This window comes from Paenibacillus sp. FSL K6-1318, from assembly GCF_037976905.1.
GTDB classification, from domain to species: domain Bacteria; phylum Bacillota; class Bacilli; order Paenibacillales; family Paenibacillaceae; genus Paenibacillus; species Paenibacillus amylolyticus_A.
This window is the reverse complement of record NZ_CP150270.1, coordinates 5,741,058-5,753,063: the sequence shown is the minus strand read 5'-3', so window position 1 is coordinate 5,753,063 and position 12,006 is coordinate 5,741,058. Positions and strand designations below refer to the sequence as shown.

Below are 12,006 nucleotides of genomic sequence, written 5' to 3'. Positions count from 1 at the left end.
AGCTATTCCTCCGTTTTAAATCTCCATGTAACTCGTTATTGACGCAAGTATCTGACGCTCTAGTAGCTAAAGTGGTTCGCAATTAGGTTTAATAGTAGTAACTCCAAAAGTTTCAAAGTCATCGTCAAAATTCTAACGAACTCAGGTGAGCTTATTATCGAGATAAGAGGCATGTTGGAATTCTAACGAATCTCAGTAATCTTATTTCACGAAAAGGCCCGGAAAAGTGCTCTGATCTACTCCATATCATCACAATAAGGTGTCCTGAGTTCGTTAAAAAATGGATATGTACGATATCGGCGAAATAGAGTGTCTCATGTTCGTAAGATATACGTTCGATATCGTTGAGCGCCACTAGCGACATGTAATACGTGTTGATCAATCAGGCTGTGAAGAACTCGTCGAGCATGCTGATCCGTGATTCGCAGGTGTGTTGCTAGTTCCGAGGGGGCGAATGGACGGATGATGCGTCTGGCATAACGTATAGTCTCGGCTTCAAGCCAATTTAAGGATGTGGGAACGTCCGTAGCAATGAATTTTCCCATAAAAGAGAGCACAAGCTGTTGGCACCGTTTCGGTTCGTCTTTAATGGAGAGATAAGCGATCGGCAGAAAAATCCAATCATCAAGCGTTAGCAGACAATGCCGCCAGCATAAATCTTTAAAACGCCGTACGTCCAGATCACGGGCATGCGGCCCGTATCCCTGAATCTCAATACCTCCTTTAACGCCGTTACCTGGCATATATGCTAGATCCAGATACCGATAGCCGTTATGAAAGTCACGAACCTCCCATTCGGGTTGCAGATGGTTAAAGCTTTTCATCACTGGAAACCAAACGGAACGCAAAAATTCCAATGTGCCATGTTCAAGTCCATTTTCTATTCTGGAAATCACTCTGGGGTTCGTTTCCTTCTCCATAAGGGAGTGCATCCACACTTCGTAAGCCTCATCAAAATCAATACTCATCGTCTTCATCTCCTCTAAAAATAAAATAAAACGAATGTGAACAGGGATACAGGTCGTCATCCGAAAATACAAAAAGCCGCTCTGACCATTTCCAACCTTCGTGTTGAAGGAGAGAATGGATCAAAGCGGCGTGTGCTTCACGACCAATATATTGCATTTCTAAGCCAAGTATAGCTTTAAATACAGAATAATTTCAATACTTTCAATTAACTATAGTTACCCATTTAAATGAGATTCTTCAATTCCTCTTTCGACTCGCTTTTCACCCTTTTTACGTGCAAAGGTTATTTTGAGCAGGGGTGGCGTAACCAAGGTGGTGATGATGACCATGATCACAACGCTGGTAAAGTACTCCGAATCAAGCAAGCCCGAAGCAAGTCCCGTGGATGCGATAATTAGAGCAACTTCCCCTCTGGAGATCATGCCTGCCCCAATAGCAATAGAAGAGGAACGATCAAATCCGGTCAGCCGTGCACCAGCTCCACCACCAATCATCTTAGTGACAATGGCAATGAGACTGATGACGATAATAAACCAAATCTGTGAACCGACACCATCAAAGGTCACATTTAATCCGATACTAACAAAGAATACCGGGACAAAAATCCCGTAAGCAATCGGCTCGATTTTAGTTTCAACCTCATGTTTGAAGTTAGTCTGGGAGATGGCGATTCCTGCTGCAAAAGCACCGATAATACCCGCAACACCCATCCACTCGGCAAAGTAGGAAAAGAGAAAACAGATAATGAGTCCGGTCGTAATCACGGTCTCGGTGACCCGCAGTGGAGCCATCCATTTCATGATCCGTGGCACGAGCCACCAGCCTGCTGCAACGATGATTACGAAGAACAGAAGTTTCTTGCCAATCAACCATCCAATAGAGATATCTCCAGCACCTGTGCCGAGCAAGCTCATCATAACAGCGAGCAGAACCACGACGAGCACATCATCCACAACGGCTGCGCCCAGAATCGTAGTACCTTCACGTGAACTCAGCTGATTCATGTCCTTCAAAGTCTGCACAGAGATACTTACTGAAGTCGCACAGAACAGTAGTCCGAAGAAAAGCGCGTGTGTCTGCGACATGCCGAAAGCTAAGGCCGAACCATATCCCCCGACAAAAGGTAAAATAACACCACCGACGGCTACAGCAAAGGCAGCCTTCCAGTTTTTCTTCAATTGCTCCAGATCGGTTTCTAGTCCGGCGATGAACATCAACAACAGTACCCCGATCTCGGCCATATAATGAACGAAATCCGTCTTTTCCACCCAACCAAGCAGTGCAGGTCCGAGGATAACACCGACAATCAATTTCCCCAATACCGAAGGTTGACCCAGTCTCACGGACAGATCTCCGGCAAGTTTGGTAAAGATCAAAATAAGTGCAAGAACCAAAACAAATTCCATAGGTGTACTCCTCTCCGGCAGTAGCGTCAATAGGTTAACCTGTCCAAGGGTGAAGCAGCCCATCCAAGCTTTAAACCAAAAAAAGCATGGAACCACTTCAAAAAGTGCCATTCCATGCCTAGAAAAAAACAAAGAGGGGCCCTTGGTGACAGGCTCCTCCGTTTTGAACGCGTATGTGATTAATTGCGTTAATTATACCACAAATGAAGGATTCGGTAAATGGGAGCCGGATTGGATTTGATTGAAAATGGCCGCAAAGGGGCATTTTATAGGGGAGTGCAGCGGTTTTTGTTCAGAGTGTTGTCACTTAACAGCCCGGAATTGCCGAGATATAATGATATAGAACATAGAAGTTAGGATATGAGGAGGATTTTGCATTGGGCAAAAATAACAAAGGGGAACCGAACATCCCGTCCCCGACGAGCAATAAAAATTTCGCAGGCATCATTATCACGATTTCCATTCTTGCTAATGTCATTATTTTATTATTGTTCTTCGCACCGTCTATTGGTTACAAAGGTGATGTAACCTTTGATATTACGGTGTTACCGCGGTTTAATGCCGTGTTTAACAGCTTTACCTTCATCTTCTTGCTCGCAGCGCTTATTGCTATTATCAAGCGGAATGTGAAGCTGCACAAACGATTTATTCTTGCTGCATTCTCAACAACGTTGTTATTCCTCGTGACATATCTGACGTTTCATTACCTTTCTCCAGAGACGTCCAAATACGGCGGCGAGGGCATCATTCGTTCCATTTATTTCTTCATCCTGATCACCCATAGTATACTGGCAGCCCTCATTGTTCCATTGGCGTTGTTCACACTCGTGTGGGGTTGGACGAATCAATTGAAGAAACACCGCAAAATTGCACGTTGGACTATGCCAATCTGGCTGTATGTCAGCTCCACAGGTGTCGTGGTATACCTGATGATGGCACCATATTATTAATGTTATGAACGTTTCACTGTGCTAAGTCGTTTGACTTGCGGGTAATGTTTCCATGGAAGGAGGTTCACGCTTATGTACAGAGTTGTTTTGATTCGCCATGGACAGAGCATGTGGAATGTGGAGAATCGATTTACCGGTTGGACAGATGTGGATCTGACGACGGATGGTTACGCAGAAGCTCGTAAAGCAGGGAAGATCATGAAGGAACAGGGGTTTGATTTTGATTACGCCTATGCATCCGTGCTGAAACGTTCTATTCGAACACTCGATATTGCGCTGGATGAGATGGACCTCATGTGGATTCCCATTACGAAGACCTGGAAGCTGAATGAACGCCATTATGGTGCACTGCAAGGACTGAACAAACAGCAGACTGCCTTGAAGTATGGGGAAGACCAAGTGAAGGAATGGAGACGCTCCGTTAGCGTATCTCCCCCTGCATTGGACGCAACCGATGATCGATATGTGCAGGATCTGGACAAGTACAAGCGGCTCGGGTGCACGATCCCGTTTACGGAGAATCTGATGGATACATCGAAGCGTGTGCTGGATTACTGGAATGCGGAGATTAAACCGATGGTGTCGGCTGGCAAAAGAGTGCTGATCTCTGCGCATGGTAACACGCTCCGTTCACTCGTCATGCATCTGGACCAACTGTCCGAAGCAGACGTGATGGCGCTCAACATTCCGACAGGCATTCCGCTTGTCTATGAGTTGGATGAAGATCTGCATCCCATCGGTCACTTCTATCTGACCGCGGATGGTTCGACCTACAAACATGAAGAAATGACCCATGTGGCAACGCCGTCCGATTAATGGACATGGACGATTGGAAGATGACCGCTGAATTGAATTCGGAGGTCATCTTTTTTTTGCGCGATCAAGCTTGTACTTCGTTTCGTTTTGCTCCCAGAGGGTAATTGTCAAACAAGACACGATGTACATTTATCCTGAAGGAGGAGAAGCACATGTCTAAAAGAAGAGGAATACTGATGACGGCTATCGGAGCAGGTGTAACTTATCTGATGAGGAACAAACAAGCAAGAGATAAGCTGTTCAGCACCGTTTCGGGTATGATGAAAAACTCCAATTCGTCGAATGGAACAAGTAAAACCAGACCACGCGTGGAAGTGAAATAGATTGCGATAGTTCACCTATCGATTGAATTAAAATGATGATCATGAGAAACCTGGAGATGAAGTCGTTCCAGGTTTTTTTGTGCAATTGAAAGCCATCTTTTGTTTTGGTGAGGCATGCGATTTTTGCCAGCAAGAATGGTACAATGGATACTTGCAGAACGTATGGAGGGAGATAAACTTATGAAGAAAAATCGTCTGGGCACATCCGAACTAATGGTGTCTGAGATTGGGCTGGGCTGTATGTCGCTCGGAACCGATATGGAGCCCGCTATAGATCTAATTCATGAAGCTCTGGATCACGGCGTCAATCTGCTGGATACAGCCGATCTGTATGACGAAGGGCGTAATGAAGAAATTGTAGGACAAGCTATTAAGGGACGTCGGGACCAAGTCGTTGTGGCGACCAAAGTAGGTAATCGTCGTATTGCTGGCAAGGAGGGCTGGTCTTGGGACCCATCCAAAGCCTATATCAAGCAGGCTGTACATGAAAGTCTGAAACGACTGCAGACCGATTATATCGACCTGTATCAGCTACATGGCGGAACCTTGGACGACCCCATCGAAGAGACGATCGAAGCGTTTGAGGAGTTGAAGAAAGAAGGACTCATCCGGCATTACGGCATCTCTTCCATTCGCCCCAATGTGATTCGGGAATATGTGAAGAGGGCATCGATCGTTAGTGTAATGAACCAGTATAGTGTTGCTGACCGCAGAGCGGAAGAAGAAGTGCTGCCTTTATTGGAGCAAAAGGGGATCAGCGTAATTGCCCGTGGACCTGTGGCTAGCGGTGTGCTCGCCGATTCCGGATCTGCCAAGGCAGACAAAGGTTATCTGGACTATACGCCAGAGCAACTATATACCATGCGGCAAGGGCTAAGTCGTCTGGTCACGGATCAACGCAGCATGGCTCAGACGGCTATTCGCTACGCGTTATCCCATCCTGCCGTAGCAGCAGTTGTCCCGGGTGCCAGTTCAAGAGACCAGTTGTTGCACAATATTGCCGCTTCGAATTCACCCGCGCTCACAGCTGCGGAAATTCAGGAAATACGGGAGCTTAGTCCGGCTAATCTGTACAAGCAGCATCGTTAACTTTATTAAGCCTATTTTCAATTGTAACTATACAAGGTACAATGAAGATCAGCCCAAAAAGGAACAGCCAAAGGAGAGATGACATATGGAAAGAATTCAAAGTGAACAACAATATCTCGATACAATTAACTCTGATGGTTATACCGTCATTAAATTTGATACAACCTGGTGTCCGGATTGCAAAAACCTGGATCGCTTTATCGGGGATGTTATCGACCAGCATACGGATAAAACCTTCTATGCCCTGGATGCAGAGAAGTTCCAGCCGTTTGCCGATGAGAATGGCGTACGTGGCATTCCAAGCCTGCTCGTTTTCCAGAAAGGCAAAAAAATCGCACATCTGCACAGTAAATGGGCGAAAACACCTGCTCAAATCTCCGAGTATCTGGAGACGCTTGAATCCAAAGTTTAAGCATACGAAGGCAATAAAGTTTATTAATTAACATTGCTATGAAGACCTCTTCTTGTCCAGGCGACAGGAGGGGGTTTTTCTGCTTCATTCCAGCCGGCATGATGTGTCCTCAATTAAGTGAAGCTGAGGAAAAGGGCTTGTTTAGAATTTGTTCAGTGTTCCCATGTATACTGTGAGAACAAACTGAATATTTGGAGTGAACAAGATCCGTATGAAGAATGAAATTTTTGAAGAAATGCACCAATTAAGTCACAATGATGACCGAAGATACCGATTATTAATGATCGGAGTGAAGCAGTTGCTGCAGGAACAAAAAGAGAGTAGATATAATTTGCTTGAAAGATTGAGGTATCGGAAGAGACACCGGAACATTCAAGTGAAAGAGTGGTACTAAGCCAGATTTCTTACCAGAAGTGAATATGAATCTGGAAGTCCATGATACATAGTAAACCTAGTCGTCATCACGCATGATTCAACCTATAATTACAGCTATTCCTGTCTCTGAAGCAACAACAGAACCATCAAGCAACAGAATGCATAGCGCAGAGAACATAAATATGGCGGCCTCGTTCCGAAGGGAACGGGAGGCCGCCATTGATTTTGCCTGTCTTAATGCATTGAATTGTAATGATTACATCAAAATAATAAAGAAGACGGCTGCCAAGACGAAGCGATATACAGCGAAGACGGTCAGGCTCAATTTTTTCAAAATGGACAAGAACGTCTTGATCGCCAGCATGGCGACGATGAACGCAGCGATGAATCCAATCGCAAAGATTGGGAAATCACTGCCGTTCAGGTGATCGATACTTTTGTACAGGTCATATCCCGTAGCACCAATCATAATCGGCACAGACACGAGGAATGTGAACTCGGCAGCGGCGACACGGCTTACCCCTGCAAAAAGACCGCCTGAGATCGTTGACCCGGAACGGGAGAAGCCTGGCCACAACGCCAAGATTTGAAACAGACCCACCACGAATGCCTGTTTGTAGGATATATCGTCGACATCATGAGTGGTAATTCGGTGACTCTTTTGGCTCCAGCGTTCGGCTACAATCATCAATATACCCCCAATAACGAGGCTGTACAGCACTGTCTCCGGACCAAATAAATGTGCTTTGATCCAGTCGCGGAATACAAGTCCGATGACTACGGCAGGAACCATTGCCAAGAAGATATGTCCCAGATTGAGGCGGCGGGAATACGACCTAGTCCCTCCGGTGAAGCGGAACATATCAATGAATTTGTTCCAGTACAGTACTACAACAGCAAGTACAGCTCCGAGTTGAACAACCACCTCAAACGTTTTGACTGACTCGTTGTCCTCCGATAAACCCAGCAGGTGGGCGGTCAGAATCATGTGTCCAGTAGAGGACACGGGCAAAAACTCAGTCAAACCTTCGATGATGCCCATAATAATGGATGATATAATGTCCAATTCTCTTCCTCCTTGAAATGCAGGTGACAGCACAGGCTGTCCTGCTTGACCATGCCTGTTCATCTGAACAAGGCTATCACCTATTATGATCACAATTGCGCTCAACTTCAACTTATGCTTGTAACCATTTGTTTAAAACTATATTGACAAAAACCTAGTTATCCAATAGGATATAACTTAACTGACTGACTGATCAATCGGGAGGGTTACATGAATGACCAAAATTAACGGTTTGGAACCTGGTGAAGAACGCCGGGACCAGATAATTCGCATAGCGATGGAGCGATTTGCAACCCAGGGCTACCATCAGACGAAAATTTCCGATATCGTCCGTGAAGCGGGTGTTGCGCAAGGAACGTTCTACTGGCACTTCAAGAGTAAAGAAGCCATTGCTTCGGAGATTGTATTAACGGGCAAGGAGAAGTTACTTGAGGCAATTGGGCAAGGTTACCGCAAGGATGCCGGATCAGTGGAGGATATGGTGAAAGCATCGGAAAGGCTATTCACCGACTTGTTCTCATTTGCTGCGCAGAATCGTTATTTTATGGAGCTGTTGCTCAGAGGCATCGTGACCGAAGAATCCGTACAACGTCTGGTCGAGGAGACACGTAATGCCGTCGAGACAGCGTTCCGTCACAATATGGAACGTGCCATTGAACTCGGCATGTTGCCTCAGGACATGGATGTGCCGCTTCGGGCCGCATTGTTGGTAGGCATGATTGAAGGCATGATATCGCGATGGTTGTTCGGCTCGGATGAGTTGCACAGCAAGTTCTCGGCCATGACTGCTTCATCGCTGGCAGCAGAAGCAGCAAGCTTTGAGTTTTACGGACTCCTAGGCACATAAGATTCACATGATTAAGCAAGTAACAGGGAATAATGGTACAACTGCGGTTTCATGACAACGAAGTAACCAAATGTACACCAAGAGATGAATACACGAATGAGAGGAAGTTAACGTAATGAACAAAACATATGGATCGAAAACTCGTAAAGGCTGGTCTTTGACAGCGATTCTGCTGATGACTGTGCTGGTACTTAGCGCTTGTGGAAGTAAGGCAACGGACAACGGAGGCACGAACGGTGCGCAGGCAAGCAATGAACTGGAGCAGATCAAGTCTGCTGGCGTTATCAAAGTGGGCATGATGGGCACATACGCACCATACAACTTCCTGAATGATAAGAAAGAAATGGATGGCTACGATGCTGATATCGCACGTGAGGTTGCGAAGCGTTTGGGAGTTGAGGTTGAATTTGTATCCCAGGAGTTCTCCGGTCTGACACCTAGTCTGCAAGCCAAAAAGCTGGATGCCATTATCAGCCAGATGACCATTACTGATGATCGTAAGAAAGTACTGGATTTCAGTGATCCGTATATCACGAACCAAGTTAAAATCATTGTCAAAGAAGACAATAACGATATTACCAAGCTGGAAGATTTCAAAGGTAAAACGATTGGCGTAGGTCTGGGTACGAATGATGAATCATATCTGCGTAATGAAGTGTTGCCAAAAGTGGGCGACTTCACGATTAAAACCTATGACGATGTCATCTCTTCACTTAAAGACCTGAATGCTGGGCGGATTGACGCGACAATCAACAACATGTATGCTCTGAAACCGATTGTGGATGCCAACGGACTCAATATCAAAGCTGTAGGTGAAGCGATTAAAAGTGACCAAGCAGGAATTGCAGTACGCAAAGATAACCCGGAACTCGTAGCTGCACTGAATGATGCCCTCAAAGGCATGAAAGATGATGGCACGTACGATACCATTTTCAAAAAATGGTTTGGTGAAGAGCCTGCGCAATAATGAACCTGCAAGGCGAAGGGAAGATTTGACCCATGGAACTGGTATTTGAGAATATCCCCTTCTTTCTGAAGGGGGCTTACTATACGCTGTATGTAACTGTGATCTCCATGTTTTTTGCCTTTATCATCGGCGTGCTCGTTGCTATTGCTCGTCTGAAGGGACCGATGTGGCTTAGGTTGATCGCAAGGTTTTATGTATCCATCATGCGGGGAACCCCGCTGTTGGTGCAATTATTCGTCATTTATTACGGATTGGTCGATTATGGAGTGACCTTGGGATCACTCACCGCAGCATGTCTGGGACTCAGTCTGAATGCAGGTGCGTTTCTGTCGGAGACGTTCCGTGGAGCCATTCAGGCTGTACCTAAAGGGCAGACGGAAGCTGCATACGCAACGGGAATGACACCGGCTCAAGCGATGAGAAGGATTATCTTTCCGCAGGCTGTGCGGATTGCCATCCCGCCGATGGGGAACACCTTTATTGGCATGTTGAAGGAAACGTCACTTGTGGCGGCGATCGGTGTTACCGAGTTGTTGCGTTCAGCACAACTGCTGGTATCGCAATATGCATTGAATATGCCGTTTTATCTGGCCATCGGTGTGATCTACTGGATTATGAGTATCGGCTTCTCGGCCATTCTGGAACAAGTGGAGCGCCGGCTGGCCCGCGCTTACTGATAGGAGGAGAGAAGCGATGATTACAACAACTGGACTTACCAAACGTTTTCAGAAAAATGAAGTACTTACGAACATCGATCTGCATGTCGATGCCAAAGATATTGTTGTATTGCTCGGCCCAAGTGGTTCAGGCAAAAGTACCTTGCTGCGCTGTCTGAATGGACTCGAAGAGTTGTCCGGAGGACAGATTGAAGTGAACGGTGTAGTGGTCAACAGTGCTGATTCGCTGCGTGTCCAGCGTGCCCGGGTATTGGAGATTCGTCGCCAGACCGGCATGGTCTTCCAACAGTTCAATCTGTATCCGCACAAGACAGTGTTGGGTAATGTGATGGAAGGTCTCGTTACGGTGAAAAAAATGAAACGTGACGAAGCGGCTGAACGTGGCCGGATTCTTCTGGATCGGGTCGGCTTGTCGGACAAGCAGGATGCGTATCCATCTCGATTGTCCGGTGGACAACAGCAGCGGGTTGCCATTGCACGTGCACTCGCTATGGAGCCGGAAGTAATGTTGTTTGATGAGCCTACTTCAGCTCTTGATCCTGAATTGGTCGGAGAGGTGCTTTCCGTCATGAAGGAGCTGGCAGAGGAAGGCATGACGATGCTGGTCGTGACGCATGAATTGAAGTTTGCCCGTAATGTGGCGAACAAGATTGTCTTTATGGCAGACGGATCTATAGTGGAAGAAGCAAGTCCACAGGCGTTCTTTGAGGATCCGAAGCAAGAACGCACCCGTCGTTTCCTGCAGCAAATTACTGAATTTTGATGAAGATAACAGCGATCGGAAGGTTATTCTGTCATCGGAGTGGCAAGTGCAAACCTTTTTCGCTTGAACTTAACTTATTGAGAGAAAGAAGGATAACATCATGAATGTAACAACCGTATGGAAAGGCAAACGCGCATTTACTTCCGAAGGACCCTCTGGCTACGCGGTTGGCATGGATGCCACTGCTGCTTATGGTGGTGACAGCAAGGGTGCTACCCCGATGGAATTGTTACTCGCTGGTCTTGGCGGCTGTATGGGAATCGATATCACGATGATTCTAGACGCTTTCCTGGACAAAATTGAGTCGATTGAGATTGAAGCGCAAGGCACACGGAGTGAAGAGATGCCTAAAGGTTTCACATCCATTGATTTGATCTTCAAGGTCGATGGTGATATTCCGGATTATCGCATCTGGAAAGCCATCCAAATGGCCGAAGAGAAATATTGTGCAGTCTCCGCTTCGCTGAGTGCCGATATTCATCCAAAACTGATTCTGAATGGGGTAAGTACACCTCGTCCTTAACAGCATATGAGTAAATCGTATACTGAGCAGGCACTTCCAATCGTGGGAGTGCCTTTTTTGGTTTTTCTAATCCATCAACAGTTAGTAAATAAAGTCAGGCTGGATGTTGAACAAGGTTCCAGATGCCCATAAATTCCGTGATAGCCTGATCGATCGTCGCAAAAGGTACGCCGTCCCGGGCTTGTGTAGAGATGCCTTGCATAAAGGTATCAAATACGGTGGTTAGCATGGCCACATTCGTGGAAGCTGGAATTTCACCCACATCTACTGCACGCTGGATGCAATCCTGCAGGCGGTTACGAGTCAGCTTTCTTTTCTCAGCGGCAATGTCACGGATATGATTATTTTTGGAAGAACATGTGCTGGCGGACAGCACAATTAAACAGCCCGATGGATGCGCGCTGTCAGTTTGCATTTTTGCGGTACTTCTTAGTGTTGTTTCAATCGCTTCTTTTGGTGACAGCATGAGGTCCGAGAAGCTTTCGGTGACACGTCCAAACGTTCCCATATATCGTTCTACCACTTCTTTATATAGCGCTTCTTTGGAATCAAAGGCTGCATAGAAGCTGGCTGCTGAAATATCCCCCATGGCTGCTCGAAGCTGAAGTAATGAAGTGGCCTCGAATCCTTGCTCCCAAAAGAGCATCATCGCCTGTAATAGGGCTTCATCCCGATCGAAAATGCGCGGACGTCCCGTTCTTGCCATAAGAGATTCCCCCTTTTTTTCTTAATTATATACTAATCGATCCAAAAGTCATTGACAAGGCGAGACAGTCTGAATAATATAAGGAATGATCGATCCATAATTCGATTGCTTGTTCTA

At 46.2% G+C, this 12,006-nt stretch carries 14 protein-coding genes; 10 read left to right on the top strand and 4 right to left on the bottom strand.

Annotated features, from left to right (window positions below; translation table 11 throughout):
• Positions 1 to 314 precede the first annotated feature (314 nt).
• Together NYE45_RS25660 and NYE45_RS25655 are read right to left on the bottom strand one after the other, a co-directional pair.
• The gene (locus NYE45_RS25660) at positions 315 to 968 is read right to left on the bottom strand and encodes a transcriptional regulator (RefSeq protein WP_340014503.1); all 654 of its coding nucleotides are present in this window, start codon (positions 966 to 968) and stop codon (positions 315 to 317) included.
• 216 nt (positions 969 to 1,184) lie between these two features.
• On the bottom strand, positions 1,185 to 2,375 hold the full coding sequence (locus NYE45_RS25655) for a cation:proton antiporter (RefSeq protein WP_340014502.1): 1,191 nt from the start codon (positions 2,373 to 2,375) through the stop codon (positions 1,185 to 1,187).
• 377 nt (positions 2,376 to 2,752) lie between these two features.
• On the opposite strand from NYE45_RS25655, the gene NYE45_RS25650 reads away from it, so the two are divergent.
• The 5 genes from NYE45_RS25650 (at position 2,753) to NYE45_RS25630 (ending at position 5,965) form a co-directional block, all read left to right on the top strand.
• Positions 2,753 to 3,325 (top strand): DUF420 domain-containing protein, encoded by a 573-nt coding sequence (locus NYE45_RS25650; protein WP_017692198.1) that lies wholly within the window; start codon positions 2,753 to 2,755, stop codon positions 3,323 to 3,325.
• Positions 3,326 to 3,397: 72 nt separating this feature from the next.
• A complete protein-coding gene (gene gpmA, locus NYE45_RS25645) occupies positions 3,398 to 4,141 on the top strand; it encodes a 2,3-diphosphoglycerate-dependent phosphoglycerate mutase (RefSeq protein ID WP_340014501.1) in 744 nt (247 codons plus the stop codon).
• Between the two features lie 152 nt (positions 4,142 to 4,293).
• Entirely contained in the window at positions 4,294 to 4,464 is a 171-nt protein-coding gene (locus NYE45_RS25640) for a hypothetical protein (RefSeq protein ID WP_167350917.1), read from the top strand.
• A 180-nt stretch (positions 4,465 to 4,644) separates the two neighbouring features.
• Positions 4,645 to 5,553 carry an aldo/keto reductase gene (locus NYE45_RS25635; protein WP_340017439.1) on the top strand — a complete coding sequence of 303 codons (909 nt, stop codon included), beginning with the start codon at positions 4,645 to 4,647 and terminating at the stop codon, positions 5,551 to 5,553.
• Between the two features lie 85 nt (positions 5,554 to 5,638).
• Positions 5,639 to 5,965, top strand: a complete 327-nt coding sequence (locus NYE45_RS25630; RefSeq protein ID WP_340014500.1) for a thioredoxin family protein — start codon at positions 5,639 to 5,641, stop codon at positions 5,963 to 5,965.
• 631 nt (positions 5,966 to 6,596) lie between these two features.
• Here the strand turns inward: NYE45_RS25630 and bacA are convergent.
• A complete protein-coding gene (gene bacA / locus NYE45_RS25625; RefSeq protein WP_082762920.1) occupies positions 6,597 to 7,406 on the bottom strand; it encodes an undecaprenyl-diphosphate phosphatase in 810 nt (269 codons plus the stop codon).
• A 214-nt stretch (positions 7,407 to 7,620) separates the two neighbouring features.
• On the opposite strand from bacA, the gene NYE45_RS25620 reads away from it, so the two are divergent.
• From NYE45_RS25620 to NYE45_RS25600, 5 genes are all read left to right on the top strand, one after another.
• Entirely contained in the window at positions 7,621 to 8,253 is a 633-nt protein-coding gene (locus tag NYE45_RS25620) for a TetR/AcrR family transcriptional regulator (protein ID WP_340014499.1), read from the top strand.
• A 115-nt stretch (positions 8,254 to 8,368) separates the two neighbouring features.
• Positions 8,369 to 9,220, top strand: a complete 852-nt coding sequence (locus NYE45_RS25615; RefSeq protein WP_340014498.1) for a transporter substrate-binding domain-containing protein — start codon at positions 8,369 to 8,371, stop codon at positions 9,218 to 9,220.
• 32 nt (positions 9,221 to 9,252) lie between these two features.
• Positions 9,253 to 9,897 (top strand): amino acid ABC transporter permease, encoded by a 645-nt coding sequence (locus NYE45_RS25610; RefSeq protein WP_017692207.1) that lies wholly within the window; start codon positions 9,253 to 9,255, stop codon positions 9,895 to 9,897.
• Between the two features lie 16 nt (positions 9,898 to 9,913).
• Complete coding sequence (locus NYE45_RS25605) at positions 9,914 to 10,660, top strand: amino acid ABC transporter ATP-binding protein (RefSeq protein ID WP_340014497.1); 747 nt, start codon at positions 9,914 to 9,916, stop codon at positions 10,658 to 10,660.
• 100 nt (positions 10,661 to 10,760) lie between these two features.
• Entirely contained in the window at positions 10,761 to 11,183 is a 423-nt protein-coding gene (locus tag NYE45_RS25600) for an OsmC family protein (protein ID WP_036606882.1), read from the top strand.
• Between the two features lie 94 nt (positions 11,184 to 11,277).
• Here the strand turns inward: NYE45_RS25600 and NYE45_RS25595 are convergent, their stop codons facing one another.
• Positions 11,278 to 11,889 (bottom strand): TetR/AcrR family transcriptional regulator, encoded by a 612-nt coding sequence (locus NYE45_RS25595; protein ID WP_340014496.1) that lies wholly within the window; start codon positions 11,887 to 11,889, stop codon positions 11,278 to 11,280.
• Positions 11,890 to 12,006 lie beyond the last annotated feature (117 nt).

Coding starts and splice junctions, on each gene's coding strand:
- NYE45_RS25640 (WP_167350917.1), top strand. CDS start 4,294: ATGTCTAAAAGAAGAGGAATACTGATGACGGCTATCGGAGCAGGTGTA.
- NYE45_RS25600 (WP_036606882.1), top strand. CDS start 10,761: ATGAATGTAACAACCGTATGGAAAGGCAAACGCGCATTTACTTCCGAA.
- NYE45_RS25655 (WP_340014502.1), bottom strand. CDS start 2,375: ATGGAATTTGTTTTGGTTCTTGCACTTATTTTGATCTTTACCAAACTT.
- NYE45_RS25635 (WP_340017439.1), top strand. CDS start 4,645: ATGAAGAAAAATCGTCTGGGCACATCCGAACTAATGGTGTCTGAGATT.
- NYE45_RS25610 (WP_017692207.1), top strand. CDS start 9,253: ATGGAACTGGTATTTGAGAATATCCCCTTCTTTCTGAAGGGGGCTTAC.
- NYE45_RS25615 (WP_340014498.1), top strand. CDS start 8,369: ATGAACAAAACATATGGATCGAAAACTCGTAAAGGCTGGTCTTTGACA.
- NYE45_RS25595 (WP_340014496.1), bottom strand. CDS start 11,889: ATGGCAAGAACGGGACGTCCGCGCATTTTCGATCGGGATGAAGCCCTA.
- NYE45_RS25660 (WP_340014503.1), bottom strand. CDS start 968: ATGAGTATTGATTTTGATGAGGCTTACGAAGTGTGGATGCACTCCCTT.
- gpmA (WP_340014501.1), top strand. CDS start 3,398: ATGTACAGAGTTGTTTTGATTCGCCATGGACAGAGCATGTGGAATGTG.
- NYE45_RS25620 (WP_340014499.1), top strand. CDS start 7,621: ATGACCAAAATTAACGGTTTGGAACCTGGTGAAGAACGCCGGGACCAG.
- NYE45_RS25605 (WP_340014497.1), top strand. CDS start 9,914: ATGATTACAACAACTGGACTTACCAAACGTTTTCAGAAAAATGAAGTA.
- NYE45_RS25630 (WP_340014500.1), top strand. CDS start 5,639: ATGGAAAGAATTCAAAGTGAACAACAATATCTCGATACAATTAACTCT.